The sequence below is a fragment of the Microbacterium sp. OR16 genome, from assembly GCF_047306725.1.
Taxonomy (GTDB): Bacteria; Actinomycetota; Actinomycetes; order Actinomycetales; family Microbacteriaceae; genus Microbacterium.
In genome coordinates this window covers 2,014,539-2,031,087 of the sequence record NZ_JAZEXK010000001.1, presented here as the reverse complement: position 1 = coordinate 2,031,087, position 16,549 = coordinate 2,014,539, and the positions used below count along the sequence as shown (strand labels likewise).

Sequence of the window (16,549 nt, the reverse complement as noted above, 5' to 3'; positions counted from 1 at the left end):
GATGAGCACCGGGTCCTCCCGGTGCTCATCTGCTGTTTCGGCGCAGCGCTCCCGGCGGATGAAGTCCGCCGCACCAGCCAACCAGACCCACCTCGCACCCCTACCTGTTTCTCCGCCCGTGCGCACGCCCCTTTCTGACCGCACTGCGCACCGGATAGCATCCGGAGCACCGGAAGAGGAGGGGCATCATGACACACGCAGCAGGCACAGGCCCGGCGAAAGGCATACGCGGACGCGTCATCGGGGTGAGCATCGCCGCGGCACTGGGAGGATTCCTCTTCGGCTTCGACACCGCGGTGATCAACGGAGCGGTCGACGCACTGGCGGGCGCATTCGATCTCGGCGTCGGGCTCAAGGGCTTCGCGGTGTCGTCGGCGCTCATCGGCTGCGCCGTCGGTGCGTGGTTCGCCGGCCCCCTGGCGAACCGGTTCGGGCGCATTCCGACCATGATCGTCGCGGCCGTGCTCTTCCTCGTCTCGGCAGTCGGCTCGGGGCTCGCCTTCGGGGTGATCGACCTGATCATCTGGCGTGTCGTCGGCGGTCTCGGTGTCGGTGCGGCCTCGGTGATCGCCCCGGCTTACATCGCCGAGGTGTCACCCGCACACGTCAGAGGGCGCCTCGGTTCACTGCAGCAGCTCGCCATCGTGACAGGAATCTTCGTCGCCCTGCTCTCGGATGCTCTGCTGGCGAACGTCGCGGGCGGCGCGGCGGAGCCGCTGTGGGGTCTGGATGCCTGGCGCTGGATGTTCATCGCCGAGGCGATCCCCGCGGTGGTCTACGGCATCATGGCGATGCGCCTGCCCGAGTCGCCACGGTACCTCGTGGCGCGCGGCGATGTCGACAAGGCGGCTGAGGTGCTGACCCTGGTCACCGGCACCATCGACGTGAAGACGAAGATCACCGAGATCACGGGCACGATCAACACCGAGCGCACCGAGTCGCTCAGCGACCTGCGCGGCCACCGCTTCGGGCTCAAGCCGATCGTCTGGGTCGGGATCCTGCTGAGCATCTTCCAGCAGTTCGTCGGCATCAACGTGATCTTCTACTATTCGACGACCCTGTGGCGTTCGGTCGGATTCGACGAATCGGATGCCCTGACGATCACCGTCATCACCTCGGTGACGAACATCGTCGTGACGATTATCGCGATCCTGCTGGTCGACCGCGTCGGGCGGCGCCTGATGCTCATGGTCGGATCGATCGGCATGACGGCTACGCTGGGACTGATGGCGGTCGCCTTCTCGTTCGGCACGCTGGATGCCGAGGGCGCGGTCACCCTGCCCGACCCGTGGTCGACCATCGCCCTGATCAGCGCCAACGCGTTCGTGGTCTTCTTCGGCGCGACCTGGGGGCCCCTGGTGTGGGTGCTGCTGGGGGAGATGTTCCCCAACTCGATCCGGGCCGGCGCTCTCGCGGTGGCCGCCGCGGCACAGTGGGCGGCCAACTTCTTCATCTCCACGACCTTCCCTGCGTTCGCCGAGATCGGTCTCACCTTCGCCTACGGCTTCTACGCGTTCTTCGCCCTGCTGTCGTTCTTCTTCGTGTACTTCAAGGTCGCCGAGACGAAGGGCAAGGAGCTCGAATCGATGACGGAGGATGTGACGATCGAGCGCCGTGCACGGGCTCCGCGCTCGTAGAATTGTCTGGTGATCCCCTCGTTCCCGCGCCGCGCCAGCCTCGAAGTGCTGCGTGCGGAGGCGGGCGACGAGCGCTCGGTGCTCGTGCACGAGCGTCTGCGCAGCGGAGAGGACCCCTGGGACTTCATGTCGGAGCTGCCGTCGGTCGACGAGCTCGTGGTGCTGCTGCTGCGCACCGACGTGTACGAAGACAGAGGCGGCAACCCGCGCGACCCCCGCTGGAACGACTCGGTGCTGCGCAGCATCGCGCACGAGTACCCCGAGCTCAGCACCACGGTCTGGCGGATGCTCGCGGCGTAGCGACTCGTTTCGACGCGCTTCGCCTGCTCAACGACCGGGGAGATGCAGAAGAGCCCGCCACCGCGATGGGGTGACGGGCTCAGGCCTCGGCGGGCTCAGCCGATGAACGGGGCGAGGTCCTGCTCGAGGGCGAACTTCGGCTTGGCGCCGATGATGGTCGTCTTGACCTCTCCGCCCTGGAACACCTTCATCGCCGGGATCGAGGTGATCTGGTACTTCATGGCCAGATCGGGGTTCTCGTCGACGTTGAGCTTGAGGATCGTGATCTTGTCGGGGTTCTCGGCCTGGATCTCGTCGAGCACGGGCGCGACCATGCGGCACGGTCCGCACCACGCGGCCCAGAAGTCGACCAGCACGGGTCCTTCGGCCTGCAGGACATCCTGCTCCCAGGTGGCCTGCGTGGTTGCCTTGGCAGTCATACGAATACTCCTTGTTCGGTGTCACCCGTACCAACGTCGAGTGAGCGGAAAGTGTTCCCGGTGTCTCAGCCGACGATGATCTCGGCTGCCAGCGCCGCCGGCTCTTCGACCGACGCGTCTTCGAGGTCGGCGATGAAGTGCTCGGCATCGAGCGCCGCGACGACGCCTGATCCGGCTGCGGTGGCGGCCTGACGGTACGTCGGGTCGATCACGTCGCCGGCGGCGAACACACCGGGAACCGAGGTGCGCGACGAGCGCCCGTCGACCCAGATCGTGCCGGCGTCGGTGAGCTGCAGCTTGTCGTGCACGAGGTGGGTGCGCGGGTCGTTGCCGATCGCGACGAACACGCCGTCGACGGCGAGCTCGCGGGTCGAGTCGTCGACGGTCGAGCGCAGACGCACGCCGCTGACCGAGTCGCCGCCGAGGATCTCGTCGACCGTGCTGTTCCAGATGAATTCGATCTTCTCGTTGGCGAACGCCCGCTCCTGCATGATCTTCGATGCGCGCAGGGTGTCCTTGCGGTGGATGACGTACACCTTCGAGGCGAAGCGGGTGAGGAAGGTCGCCTCTTCCATGGCCGAGTCGCCGCCGCCGACGACCGCGATCTCCTTCTCGCGGAAGAAGAAGCCGTCGCACGTCGCGCACCACGAGACGCCGTAGCCCGACAGACGCTCTTCGCCCTCGACCCCGAGCTTGCGGTAGGCCGAGCCGGTCGCGTAGATGATCGTCGACGCCTCGTGCACCGCACCGCTGCCCAGAACGACCTTCTTGACGGGTCCGTCGAGCTGAAGCTCGGTGACGTCGTCGTACAGCACCTCGGTGCCGAACTTCTCGGCCTGCGCCTGCAGCTTCGCCATCAGATCGGGGCCCTGGATGCCCTCGGGGAAGCCGGGGAAGTTCTCGACGTCGGTCGTGTTCATCAGCTCGCCGCCGACCTCGACGGTGCTGGCGACCAGCAGCGGCTCGAGGTTGGCGCGCGCCGCATAGATCGCGGCCGTGAATCCGGCCGGGCCGGAGCCGATGATGATGACCTGACGCATGTGCTCTCCTAAGGCTGCGGGTGTCCGGCAGGCGCGGGATGATCCGCGTCGTCTGCTTCAACCCATGGTAACCGCGCCGCATTCCCCCGCGTCGGGAGAGCCGCTTCGCGGAAGACGCGTCCGGATGCCCGGCGCGGGGCGTGCTCGATGAGGATCAGCGCTTGGGCAGGAAGCGGGTGACCAGTCCACGGGCAGCGCTGGTCTCGGGCGCTCGCAGCACGAGCAGCGCGAGCGCATAGACGAGGACGGCGACTAGGCCGATGACGCCCGTGCCGACCGCACCGAGCAGCTTGTCTATGAAGGTCGATCCGGTCTGCCCGACCGTCCATCCCCGATCGGCGCCGAGCAGCAGGTACGTTCCCCATCCGGCCAGGCCCGCCGGCACGGCGGCGACGACGAAGCGGCCGATGGAGAGAAGCGTCTGCGGCAGCTGGAGCCCGCCCAGCCTGCGGCGCAGGATGAGCACGGCGATCACCGTCTGCACGAGACCGGCGATCGACTGCCCGAGCGCCACGGCGGCGGCGAGCTGACTGAGCGGGGCGACCGCGGCGGCGAGATACGAGAAGCCGATGATCAGCCCGACCTGCACGAGTGTGAACACGAACGGTGTGCGGGTGTCGCCGAACGCGTAGAACGCTCGCTGCACGATGAACAGCACCGACAGGGGCAGCAGGCCGACGAGATAGCAGACCAGCACGGGGGCCGCAGCGACGGCATCCGCAGGGCTCTGGGTGAAGATGCGCGTGGCCGGCACCGCTGCGACGGCGAGGGCGATGCCCGAGCCGACGATGAACAGCGATACGACCCGGATGCAGCGGGCGACGTCGGCGCGCACCGCGTCGCGACGGTTCTCGTGCGCATGCTCGGCGATCTGCGTGAAGTACGGGGTGCCGATCGAGATCGCGAAGATCGAGTACGGCAGCATGAACACCAGCCAGGCGGCCTGCATCATGAACACCGAGGGGTAATCGCCTGATGAGTCGGTGACCACGCGCGTCTGGATGAGGCCGGCGATCTGGCCGGCGATCACCATCAGGAAGGTCCAGCCGGCGAGCGTGCCGATCTGGCCGAGGCCGACGCCCTTCCACCGGAAGTCGGGGCGCAGGCTCAGCCCGGTGCGTCGCCAGGCGAAGAGCAGCATGAGGGCCTGCACGACGATGCCGAGCGTCGCGGTGCCGCCGAGCACGGCGATCATGGTCGGATCCCAGACGTCCACGCGGCTCTGATCCCCGCCGAACAGGGCGATGAAGACCAGGAACCCCGCGATCGAGATGATGTTGTTCGCCACGGGGGTCCACGTGTACGGACCGAAGACGCGCTTGGCGTTGAGCGTCTCGCCGATGAGCGCGTACAGGCCGTAGAAGAAGATCTGCGGCAGGCACCAGTACGCGAACGCGGTGCCGAGAGCCAGCTGCTCGGGGGTGAAGTTCGGTCCGTACAGCGCGACGAGCCAGGGGGCGGCCAGCATGGCCAGCGCGGTCGCGCCGAGGAAGACCACGGTGCCCAGCGTGAACAGCTTCGAGATGTACGCGCCGCCGCCGTCGGCGTGACTGGCCGACTTCACGATCTGCGGGATGATCACCGCGGTGAGGATGCCCGTCTGGATGATCGTGAAGACGTTGTTGGGCAGCTGGTTCGCGACACCGAAGGCGTCACCGGCCTCTCCGATCGTGCCGATGGCTGCGACCAGCACGATCGTGCGGATGAGACCGGTGATGCGCGAGATGAGCGTCCCCGCCCCGAGGATGGCGCTGGCGCGGCCGAGACTTGTCACTGCTCTCCTTCTGCAGACCCGTTCGTGCCCTGAGCCTGGTGCAGGGCATCCGCTCTGCGTCGACGCACCATCCGCACGCTGCCGACGATCAGCAGCACGACGATCACCGCTCCGAGGATTCCGAGGCCGATGCCCTCCCAGTCGGCCCGCAGGGTGACATCGGCGACCTCGGGCTGCCCGATGGGCACGCCCGTGGGGCTCTCGAGCCGGAAGCGCACGTCGACCTGACCGCTCGCGACGCGGGCCTCGATCGGGACGTCCACTCGGGTCGAGCTCGAGGCGAGGGCGGTCACCTCGGTCGCGGGCTGGATGTCGAGACGGTTGTCGGACGGCGTGCTGTACAGGGTGACGGTGACCGGCCAGGGCAGGTCGTTGCGCACCCAGACCGGAAGCGGTGCGGCCGAGGTGAACAGCTGCACGGGCTTGGGCTTGACCACATTCACCGAACTGAGAGTGGTGGTGGCACGCTCGGCGTGTTCGGCGACACGCTCGGTGAACACGTCATCGTCCAGGCCGACTCCGATCACGCGCAGCATGCGGATGCGATCCGGGACGAGCAGCACGGCCGGCTCCTCGAGGATCGTCGCGAAAGCGGTGAGCCGGTCGGCCGCGGCGAGCATGCTGTTCAGCTCGCCGACGCGCGCACCGGCAGTGGTCGTCTCGGCGAGTGAGACGGATGCCGGTTCTGCGGCGCGCAGCGTGCTGAGGGTCGCGCCCGGATCGGCGAAGGCCAGCAGGGCCGCTCGCAGCGCGTCGGGGGAGCGGGTCTCGGATCGCTCCAGCGCGACCGCCGTGAGTGGGCTGCGCTGTTCGGCGAAGAAGAGATGCCCGGCGACTGCGGCCATCCCGGCTTCCGCGGCGGCGGAATCGGCGCGCTCCACCGCCGCAGACAGGCGCGCCGAGGCTGCGGCGTCGGTGATGAGCAGGTCGTGCGCGGCGACCCTGCTGTGCACGACCGCGCCGTCCTGCACAGAGGTGGAGGGCAGGATCGTCGTGGTCTTGTCGCCGAGGTACGCGCCGAAGGCCGCGAGGTCCTGCTCGGTCACCGACGGGCGGGGCCAGAGGATGCTGCCCTGCGCGCCCCGAACGGCCGTCAGCTCGCTGCTCTCGGGCAGCTCGGGTTCGGCGGTGGGAAGGGGAGTCGGTGTGGGCTCCGAGGTCGGCTCGAGCTTCGGGTCCACGGCGGGGAAGTCGGCAGGGTCGAGCAGCGGGGTCAGATCGGGCGTTCCGAGCAGCTCGGAACGCCCGCTCTGCGCCTGCACCGTGGCATCCGCATCGCCGAACTGCAGCGTGAACATGTCATTAGGCAGTGCCTCGAACCGCTCCAGCCATCGTGTGGCGCCGGCGGGCGCGCGATCGCCGAGCACACGGATCGACGCGGGGATCGCGGGGTCGATCGCCAGGATCGCTCCGGTGCCGGAGACGGCATCGATCAGCTCGGCGAGGTCGCCCCCGTCGGAGGTGAGGGCGGTGAGCTCGTCAGCGGTGAGCAGGGCGCCGTTCTCGGGCGTCGCCGTGACCGGAACGATCACAGCCGTGCGCGCGTCGGTCGGGGCGGGAACGACCAGCACCGACGCTGCCGTGATGCTCAACGGCACGGTCTTGCCGTCGGCATCGGTCGTGGTCGCCCCGGTGAGACGGGCCTTGAGCGGATAGACGCCGGGTGCCAGCTCGCCGAGCGCAGCGGGCTCGACGCTCAGTTCGATCGTCTCGTCGGACCCGTCGCCGACGGCTGGAGAGCTCTCGGCGGCCACGGTGCGGAAGGCGCCGCCTGCGGTGTCGTCATCAAGCCAGGCGTCGAGTGCGGTGCCGTCGGCGAGGGGTGTGGTGTTCAGCTCGACGCTGACGCTGCCGGAGGTGATGGTGCCGTCGGTGGGATTCTCGATCGTGACGCTGCTCAGCAGCGGCGCGCCGGGCGTGACCTCGCCGGCATCGCCGGCCGAGAGGAACATCTCGACGACCGCGTCGGTCTGCTGCTCGGCATCCGCATCATCGGCGGCCGTCGCCGGAGCGATGCCGAGACCGAGAGAGCCGACGACGAGCGCCGCGGCGAGGCGGCCCAGCAGCCGACGCGCGCGCGGACGTCGGCCTTCGCGATGCAGTGTCGAGATCATGAGTGCGGGTCGTCGGATGCCAGCACCGACGACGCCCCCGATTCTAGGGCGCAGAGCGCGGTGAACCCTGAAGGCGCGTAGAGTGACCGCCGTGCCAGATCGCGCTCAGCCTCGCCCGGACGCCCCTCTGACGCGGGCGCTCGCCGCCGATCTCGACTCCGCCGACTTCCGCTCCGACCCGCTGCGGTCGCTGTGGGGCGAGGAGGCCGACGACGCGCTGGGGCGCGGGCTGCGCGAGCCGATCCTGCGGGCCCTGCACGGGCGTAACGACGTGCTCTCGATGCTCGGCCGGCTGTGGGTGCTCGGGATGCCGCAGCCGCAGGCCGCCGTCGAGCGGGCGCTGCCGGGAGTCGGCGTCGCCGGAGTCGTCGCCCTGGGCCTCGCGCGCCTGCAGGGCGAGAGCGTGCATCCGCAGGCGCTGATCCGCCCGCAGTCCTTCGTGGATGCCGACGGTGTCGGGGAATGGTGGATCGCCAGCGACCTCGACGAGATCGCGCTCGGCACGGCGCTGCCCGCCGATCATGTGCTCGGCGTCGGCGGTGCATCTCGCACGCTGGCCGAGCTGGTCATCCCGGTGCCGGTGCAGCGGGCACTCGACCTCGGCACCGGATGCGGCATCCAGGCGCTGCTCGTGTCACGGCATGCCGGCGCGGTCGTGGCGACCGACATCTCGGCACGCGCGCTCGCCTATGCCGAGCTGAATGCGCAGCTGAACGGCGTGCACAACATCGAGTTCCGACTCGGCAGTCTCTTCGAACCCGTCGCGGGGGAGACGTTCAATCTGATCGTGTCGAACCCGCCGTTCGTGATCACGCCGCGCGCCACGGGCGTGCCCGAGTACGAGTACCGCGACGGCGGCCTTGTGGGCGACGCTCTCGTCGAGGAGTTCCTGCGCGGCGTTCCCGCGCATCTCGCTCCTGGCGGCATCGCTCAGCTGCTGGGCAACTGGGAGTCGCGCGCCGGAGTCCGCGGGCTCGATCGTGTGGGCTCTTGGGTGGACGCCGATCTGGATGCCTGGGTGATTCAGCGCGAAGAGCTCACGCCGCTCGGATACGCGGAACTCTGGATCCGGGATGGAGGCACGCTGCCGCGGGACGCCCAGTTCACCCGTCTGCTCACCGCGTGGCTCGACGATTTCGACCAGCGCGGGGTGACGGCGGTCGGCTTCGGGTACATCCTGCTGCGCCGATCCGGCTCGGGCGCCGGGGTGCTGCGTCGCTTCGAGACCGTCTCGCAGCCCGTGTCGAACCTCGGTCGCGCCCTCGGGGCGGGTCTTGCCGCACACGACGCGCTGGCTGACGGCATCCCGGATCGCCTCGTCGTCGCGCCCGACGTCACCGAGGCGCGGCACCACATGCCCGGGGAGGACGACCCGAGCGTCATCGAACTGCGCCAGGGCGGCGGGTTCGGGCGCACGATCGGCGTCGACAGTGCGCTCGCGGGGTTCGTCGGCGCGTGCGACGGCGAGCTGACCGTGGCTCAGATCGTGGGCGCGCTCGCCGACCTGTTCGACGTGCCGCTCGCCGACCTGTGGGCCGATATCGAACCGCGCATCCGTCGTCTGGTGCTCGACGGGCTGCTGCTGCCGGCTGCGGAATAGCCGGCGACTTTTATGCGTTTGCATACGACATGAAGGCATTCGGCTTCCTCTCCTTCGGGCACTACGCAGACGTGCCCGGATCCCTCACCCGCACCGCGGGCGACATGCTGCGCCAGACCATCGAGATCGCGGAAGGCGCCGACGAGATCGGTGTCAACGGCGCGTACGTGCGCGTGCACCACTGGGCACGCCAGGCCGCATCGCCCATGCCGCTGCTGTCGGCCATGGCCGCGCGGACGAAGCGCATCGAGGTGGGCACGGGCGTGATCGACATGCGCTATGAGAACCCGTTCCAGTTCGCCGAGGAGGCGGCTGCGCTCGACCTCATCGCCGACGGTCGCATCGCACTCGGAGTGAGCCGCGGGTCACCCGAGACGGCGCTGCGCGGCTACGAGACCTTCGGGTTCCACGATGAGGAGGACACCGAGCGCGGCAGCGTGCTGGCACGCGAGAAGTTCGACCTCTTCCTCCGCGCGATCGACGGGGAGCGGGTCGCTCCCGGTGATCCGCGCATAGTCGGCGAGGGTCACTACCTGGCCATCGAGCCGCAGTCGCCCACCTTGCGCGACCACATCTGGTGGGGTGCCGGCTCGCGGGCGACGGCCGAGACGACCGGGCGCATGGGCTTGAACATGATGAGCTCGACCCTGCTCACTGAGGCGACCGGTCAGCCGTTCCATGAGCTGCAGCGCGAGCAGATCGATCTCTTCCGCACGGCGTACCGGGAAGCGGGTCATACCGGCGCACCCCGGGTGTCGGTGAGCCGCAGCGTGTTCCCGCTGGTCAGCGACCGCGACCGGGCGTACTTCGGCCTGCGCTCGCGCGAGAACAGCGACCAGGTCGGCATCATCGACGGGTATCGCTCGACGTTCGGCAAGACGTACGCTGCCGAACCCGACGAGCTGATCGAGCAGCTGAAGGCCGACGAGGCCGTGATGGCGGCCGACACCCTCATGCTGACGATCCCGAACCAGCTCGGCCCCGAGTACAACCTGCACGTGCTGCAGGCTTTCGCCGAGCACGTCGCCCCGGCGCTGGGCTGGAAGCCGAACACAGAGGGCCCGGTGCAGGGCGACTCCATCGCCTGACCGGAGCGGTCACGAAGTTCACCGAGGGTTCACGAAACGGTCGAAGACGGGCGCGTTCGGACACCTGGGCGTCATGTGGGGTGACTACGAAGAGAAGCGGCACTCGCCGTTCCCCCTTCGTGAAGAGGTTCCCCTCCCATGCCCAATCCCTCACTTCGCCGTTCCGGAGCCGGAGCGCTCGCCGCGGTGATCGTGGCCACAGCGCTGGTGTCCGGCGGTGTACCGCAGGTCGCCTCGGCCGCCGATGTCGACGACTCGACCTCGACGATCCCGTCGACGCCTGCTCAGAGCACCGCCTCGCCGTCGCCGACGCCCGGCGTCCCGCAGCAGACTCCTGAGCCCGAAGTTCCTCCCACGCCGGAGGACACGACCAGGCCAGCTCCGGATGCCACGGCTCCGGCTTCCCCGGAACCGGTCCCCACCGATCCCACCCCGGCCGACACCGCCCCCGCAGACCCCGTTCCGAGCCCTGATGACGCGGCGTCCGAGGCATCCGATCTCGCTCCCATCACCGGCGAGAGCGGAAACGCCGCCGAGCACTGGCCTCTGGCGATCACCGAGATCAACGGCGACAACGCCGGCACCGACCACTACGAGTTCGTCGAGATCACGAACACGACCGCAGAGCCGATCGATCTCACCGCCGAGGGCCTGCAGATCCGCTATCACACGAGTCAGTGGAACGCGGGCGCCGTGCAGCCGCTCATCCACCTCGACGGCGAAGACGACAGCCCGGCGGTGATCCCTGCCGGCGGCACCGCCGTGCTCTGGATGAACTACGCCGATGGCGACGCGCGTCGCGGCCTCACGAAAGAGCAGTTCCGCGCCTTCTACGGGGTGGCCGAGACGGTGCAGGTGCTGCGCTTCGGTGCGCAGGGCGGGTTCGCGAACAGCGGTTCGCGCGGCTTCAGCCTCACGGATGCCGAGGGAAACGCCCTCGCGCGCGCATGGGTGCCCGCCGATGACGGGGTGAGCTCGACGCCGTGGAACGCTCAGTTCGCCGTGCCGAACCAGATCGGATCGGCCGACGCCCGCCTGCTCGGCTTCGACCCGACCGGAGCGACCGCCGCACCCACGCCTGGCACGATCACGGTCGAGCAGGTGACCAGCGAGCTGATCCCGGCACCCAAGCCGACCGACCCCGACGCCAAGGGTCCCATCCTGCAGATCACCGAGGTTGCCCCCGACACGGCGAACGTCGCGGGCTCCGACGCCTTCGAGTTCATCGAGGTGTACAACGCCTCGGACGCGCCCGTCGGCTTCGGTGACTACGCGCTGCACTACCTCACGACCGACAACGCCCTCAGCGGCCCGACGACGAACGCGTCGACACTGTGGCCCGCGGGCCCGGGAGAGCCGGCCATCGAGCCGGGCGAGACGCTCGTGCTGTGGATCCAGAATCCGGCCGTGCTGCGCGCGGGATACACGGTCGCCGACTTCAACGCCGCCTTCGGCACCGAGCTCGTGCTCGGCGAGAGCATCCTCACCATCGCGTCGGGCGGCATGGCCAACGGTGGCTCGCGCGGCCTGCAGCTGATGACGAAGAGCGGTCACGACATCTCGCGCGCCTACTACTTCGACGACGGCCAGACGACCGCATCCACGGCGATCCAGTACGGCTGGAACCCTGCTGATGCCAGCGGCGCACTGTGGGTGCCCGCCGACCCCGCCGGCACCAGCCAGAGCATGCTCGGTCTCGCGACCCCGACCCCGGGGGCCGTCAGCGCGGACCAGGTGGCCGACGCCTACGTGCCGCACCCGGAGGGGGGCACCGCTCCGAAGATCGTCGACCTGACGGGCGGCTCCGAGCTGCCGCAGGGTGACGATGTGGCGCTCGGGTTCGACGTCACCGACGACGTGCTCGTCCGCCGCGTCACCCTGACGCTGACCGACGACCTGGGCGCGACGGAGACGCGCGAGCTCGCGTTCACCTCTGCCGGGCGATACGAGTACAGCATCCCCTCGGTCGACGTCTTCGGCAAACGCTGGCTGGAGTACTCGGTCACGGCAGGCGACGGCCTCCAGACCACCACCCTCGGACCGGTGCGCCTCACTCTCGACAGCAGTCCCGACGACCCGGTACGGCTGAACGTCGCCGACGGCCAGTTCGTCGGCGGGCAGACGCCGCTCGTCGCGACGACCGACGGCGACCCGGCATCCCTCTCTCTGTCTGTCAACGGTGAGCCGGTGGGCGAGACCATCGCTTCTCTCGAGCGTGCGCCCCGTTTCGCCATCGAGGCGACCAGCACCGACGCGTTCTTCCGCAACGGGCTGAAGCTCGGCGACACGGTGCTGACAGTTTTCGACGAGGGCTACTACGACCGCGTCGTGACGGTCGACGCCGAGGTCCCCGTTCAGGAGGTCGTGCGCGGCGAACAGCTGACGCTCGGGGTCTACGCCGGGACGAAGGCGTGGCCGCAGCCCGATCCGAACGAGAACAACGACGATTTCACGGCGATGAACCCGCGCCTCGTTCTGCCCGATGGGCGGGTGCTGCGCCCGACCTCCTGCTCCGGTGCCGGAGAGGGCAAAGAGCCCACCGCACGCAGCTGTCCCACGACCTCGACCGAGCGGATCAACTTCAGCGACGCTGATCTGGTGTACTTCCTCGCGACGTTCACCATCCCCGACGATGCGTTCGACTCGGTGTCGACGCTGTGGGACACGACTGCCGTAGCCGACGGCCCGCACGTGGTCACCGCATCCGAGCACGCTGGGACGACTCGCGCCGGGGCTGCGGACGCACTCACGGCCACCCGCACGGTGGTCGTCGACAACACCGCTCCCCGGATCGACAGCACGCTCACCGATGGCCGGCAGTACCGCGGCGAGTTCACCATCGACGCGACGGTCACCGACGCCGGCTCCGGCTTCGAATCGGTCACGGCCACCCTCGACGAGAAGGAGATCGCGCTTCCGCTGACGACGTCATCGCTGACGCTGGCGCCCGGTGACCACACTCTGGTCGTCACTGCGAAGGACGCCGTCGGCAACGTCTCGACGAGCACGATCGCGTTCTCGACGGCCGACGAGAAGCCGCGCACACAGCTGATCAGCCCCGATCACGGCGCCGAGCTGACCGGCGACCAGGTCGACCTGGTCGCTCGACCCGGTTCGCAGATCGACGATCGTCTCGAACTGTGCTTCGCGGAGGGGTACTCGTACACCTCGCTCGATGCCGAGGTGCAGGTCGTCGCCGGAACCACGTCGAGCTCTCGCACGACCGACCGCGGCGATGCGAAGCCGCTCAGCGAGGACGAGCTGGCACGCATCGCGCGACTGGACGGAATCGAGGTCGCCGCGACCTCCGACACGGCCATGCCGTACCAGCTGTTCACCGTGCAGGTTCCGGCACGCGTCGGCACCGGCGCGCAGATGCGCGTCGGCTGGGAGGGGTCTGCCAACGCGGATGCCAAGGTGCTGCTGTACGTGCAGAAGACGAACGGCTCGTGGGAGGAGGTCGACCGCCACGTCACCACAGGAGGCGCGCCGACCAGCTTCGCGCTCGAGGCCGAGGTGCCCGTCGACGGGCACGCGAAGCGAGGGGAGCTGACCGTGCTCGTGCAGCACTCCGAAGGTTGGGCCGGGGCCGACTCGAGTTCGCGCGACTCGCAGGTCACACCGTTCAACGCCGGCGCCACACCTCGTGACCAGTATGACTTCACGCTCGGCTGGCTGTCTGACACGCAGTACTACAACCGCAACGAGGGAGCCCTCGCCGGTGCCGGCGGATCGGACGTCTGGTATCAGCACCAGGTGAAGATGAACGACTTCCTGGTGGCGCAGCGCGATGCGCTGAACCTGCAGTACGTGACGCACACCGGCGACATCGTCGACAACTACGACCAGCCGCACCAGTGGAAGAACGCAGACGCGGCGTACCGCAAGCTGGATGATGCGGGAATCCCGTACGGCGTGCTCGCGGGCAACCACGACGTCGGGCACTGGGACGGCGACTACACCGCGTATAGCGCCAGCTTCGGCGAGGCGCGCTTCGCCGAGAATCCCTGGTACGGCGGGTCGTATAAGGACAACCGCGGCCACTACGACCTGGTGACCGCCGGCGGGATCGACATGCTCATGATGTACATGGGCTGGCCGGACCCCAACGACGAGGCGTCGAATTCCGAGGACATCGCGTGGATGAACTCGGTGATCCGGCAGTACCCCGAGCGCAAGGTCATGATCAACCTGCACGAGTACATGCTCACCACCGGCGGGCTCGGGCCGTTCCCACAGCGGATCTACGACGAGGTCGTGGCGCCGAACGCGAACGTGATCTCTGTGGGTTCCGGCCACTACCACGACGCCTACACGCGCCTGGACGAGTTCGACGACGACGGTGACGGCACTGCTGATCGCACGGTGTACTCGATGCTGTTCGACTACCAGGGTCTGCCGGAGGGCGGTCAGGGGTATCTGCGCCTGCTGCACTTCGACAACGAGCAGGAGCGGATCATCGTGCGCACCTACTCGCCGTCGCTCGACGACTTCGATTCGGACGACGCGTCGTTGAACAGTCCGGCCGGCATGCAGGAGTTCGAGATCCCGTATGCAGCCGGCGGTATCGCCCCGGTGACGAAGGTGCTCTCGACGGATTCGTTCCGCGCTGACATCCTCACCACGAACGAGATCGACTGCGTGCAGGACGTCGTGAGCGGAGAGCAGACCGCAGTCGCGTGGACTGAACTGGATGCCGGTGAGCACGGCTGGTACGTGCGCACCACCGGTCCGTTCGGCGGTGTCGAGAGCACCGAGGTTCGCTCGTTCACGATCGATGGCAAGGGCACCACCGGGCCCGGCGAGGGCGGCCCGGGCGAGGGTGGTGCCGGCGACGGCGACCCCGGCGACGGCGGCACGGGTGGCGGCACGGGTCCGGCAGCCAGCGGATCCGACGCGGGAGAGCAGGAACCGAGCGTCGTGCGACCCGGTCACCCGCTGGCGACCACGGGCTCGTCGGCATCGTGGACGCTCGGCCTCGGGATCGTCGCGTTGCTCGCGCTCCTGGCCGGGGGCATCCTGCTGCGCGGCGGTCGACGCCGGACATGACATCGATCGCACGAGAACCCCACGGGCACCGCCTGTGGGGTTCTCCGCGTCGGCCCGCTTCGCCCCGGTACCCTTGAATCCATGCTCAATATGGCCGAGGGCCTGTCCCGACTCGGCGCGCTCGCCGCGAACCCCGTCGTCGCCACCCTCGCGACCGCCTTCGCTGAGGCGGGCTTCGACCTCGCCGTCGTCGGTGGTCCGGTGCGCGACGCGCTGCTCGGCCGCGAGACACATGACCTCGATTTCACGACGAACGCCCGCCCCGACGACATCCTCGCGATCGTCAAGCCGATCTCCAGCACCCAATGGGACATCGGCCGCGCCTTCGGCACCATCGGCGCACGCGTGCAGGGCGAACAGGTCGAGATCACCACCTACCGCGCCGACAGCTACGACGGCGTCACCCGCAAGCCCGTCGTCGAGTTCGGCGACACCATCGACGGAGACCTGCTGCGGCGCGACTTCACCGTCAATGCCATGGCGCTGCAGGTTCCCGCCGTCAAGCTGATCGATCCGACCAGCGGGGTCGAAGACCTCGTCTCGGGCATCCTGCGTACTCCCATCAACCCCGAGATCAGCTTCGGCGACGATCCGCTGCGGATGCTGCGGGCGGCGCGATTCAGCGCCCAGCTCGATTTCGCGATCGAAGATGCCACTTTCGCCGCCATCGAGAAGCTGCGCCAGACGCTGACGATCGTCAGCCCCGAGCGCGTGCAGGGTGAGCTCGTGCGGCTGATGCAGACCGATGACCCGATCCGGGGCATCCGGGTGCTGGTCGAGAGCGGACTGATCGACGAGTTCCTGCCCGAGGTGAGCGCGCTGCGACTCGAGGTCGATGAGCACCACCACCACAAGGACGTCTACGAGCACTCGCTCACCGTGGTGCGCCAGGCCATCGACCTCGAGAAGGCCCGAAACCCCGGTGCGGCTGCCGATGTGCCGCTGCGGCTGGCCGCGCTGCTGCACGACATCGGCAAGCCGCGCACACGCAAACTCGAGAACGGGGGAGGGGTCACCTTCCATCACCACGACGTGGTCGGCGCGCGCATGGCGCGCAAGCGCCTGCAGGCGCTGCGCTTCGACGGCGACACGATCGACGCGGTCGCGAAGCTCATCGAACTGCACCTGAGATTCTTCGGCTACGCCGAGGGCGCCTGGACCGACAGCGCCGTGAGGCGGTACGTGCGCGACGCCGGCGACGTCGTCGAGCGACTGCACATCCTCGTGCGTGCCGATGTCACCACGCGCAACAGGCGCAAGGCCGCTCGCCTCGCCTCGGCATACGACGACATCGAGCGGCGCATCGTCGAGCTGCGCGAGCAGGAGGAGCTCGACAGCATCCGCCCCGAGCTCGACGGCAATCAGATCCAGCAGATCCTCGGCATCAAGCCCGGTCGCGAGGTCGGCGAGGCGTACCGCTTCCTGCTCGAGGTGCGGCTGGATGAGGGTGTGATCGGCCCGGATGCCGCCGAGCAGCGCCTGCGCGAGTGGTGGGCCGCTCGCGGCTGAGCTGCGCGGTTTTGCCACG

10 protein-coding genes are annotated in these 16,549 nt (G+C 68.8%); 6 read left to right on the top strand and 4 right to left on the bottom strand.

Annotated features, from left to right (window positions below; genetic code table 11):
* The first annotated feature begins 188 nt into the window (after positions 1-188).
* Positions 189-1,637, top strand: coding sequence for a sugar porter family MFS transporter (locus V2S05_RS09880; protein ID WP_413634979.1), 1,449 nt, complete (start codon positions 189-191; stop codon positions 1,635-1,637).
* A gap of 9 nt (positions 1,638-1,646) precedes the next feature.
* Positions 1,647-1,937, top strand: coding sequence for a tryptophan synthase subunit alpha (locus V2S05_RS09875; RefSeq protein WP_177243789.1), 291 nt, complete (start codon positions 1,647-1,649; stop codon positions 1,935-1,937).
* A gap of 95 nt (positions 1,938-2,032) precedes the next feature.
* Here V2S05_RS09875 and trxA read toward each other — a convergent pair whose 3' ends face one another.
* The 4 genes from trxA to V2S05_RS09855 form a co-directional block, all read right to left on the bottom strand.
* Positions 2,033-2,356: a thioredoxin gene (gene trxA / locus V2S05_RS09870; protein WP_204974995.1), complete on the bottom strand. Its 324-nt coding sequence runs from the start codon at positions 2,354-2,356 to the stop codon at positions 2,033-2,035.
* 65 nt (positions 2,357-2,421) lie between these two features.
* Complete coding sequence (gene trxB / locus V2S05_RS09865) at positions 2,422-3,396, bottom strand: thioredoxin-disulfide reductase (RefSeq protein ID WP_413634976.1); 975 nt, start codon at positions 3,394-3,396, stop codon at positions 2,422-2,424.
* Between the two features lie 154 nt (positions 3,397-3,550).
* Entirely contained in the window at positions 3,551-5,170 is a 1,620-nt protein-coding gene (gene murJ, locus V2S05_RS09860; protein ID WP_413634974.1) for a murein biosynthesis integral membrane protein MurJ, read from the bottom strand.
* Positions 5,167-7,284 carry a DUF6049 family protein gene (locus V2S05_RS09855; RefSeq protein WP_413634972.1) on the bottom strand — a complete coding sequence of 706 codons (2,118 nt, stop codon included), beginning with the start codon at positions 7,282-7,284 and terminating at the stop codon, positions 5,167-5,169. The genes murJ and V2S05_RS09855 overlap by 4 nt, the downstream gene beginning before the upstream one ends.
* Before the next feature lie 82 nt (positions 7,285-7,366).
* Here V2S05_RS09855 and V2S05_RS09850 point away from each other — a divergent pair, with 82 nt between their 5' ends.
* The 4 genes from V2S05_RS09850 to V2S05_RS09835 all read left to right on the top strand — a co-directional run bounded on the left by V2S05_RS09850 (position 7,367) and on the right by V2S05_RS09835 (position 16,530).
* The gene (locus V2S05_RS09850; protein WP_413634970.1) at positions 7,367-8,884 is read left to right on the top strand and encodes a methyltransferase; all 1,518 of its coding nucleotides are present in this window, start codon (positions 7,367-7,369) and stop codon (positions 8,882-8,884) included.
* 29 nt (positions 8,885-8,913) lie between these two features.
* Positions 8,914-9,972 (top strand): LLM class flavin-dependent oxidoreductase, encoded by a 1,059-nt coding sequence (locus tag V2S05_RS09845; protein WP_413634968.1) that lies wholly within the window; start codon positions 8,914-8,916, stop codon positions 9,970-9,972.
* Between the two features lie 138 nt (positions 9,973-10,110).
* Positions 10,111-15,021 carry a metallophosphoesterase gene (locus tag V2S05_RS09840; RefSeq protein WP_413634967.1) on the top strand — a complete coding sequence of 1,637 codons (4,911 nt, stop codon included), beginning with the start codon at positions 10,111-10,113 and terminating at the stop codon, positions 15,019-15,021.
* Between the two features lie 81 nt (positions 15,022-15,102).
* Complete coding sequence (locus V2S05_RS09835) at positions 15,103-16,530, top strand: CCA tRNA nucleotidyltransferase (protein WP_413634965.1); 1,428 nt, start codon at positions 15,103-15,105, stop codon at positions 16,528-16,530.
* The last annotated feature ends 19 nt before the right edge of the window (positions 16,531-16,549 follow it).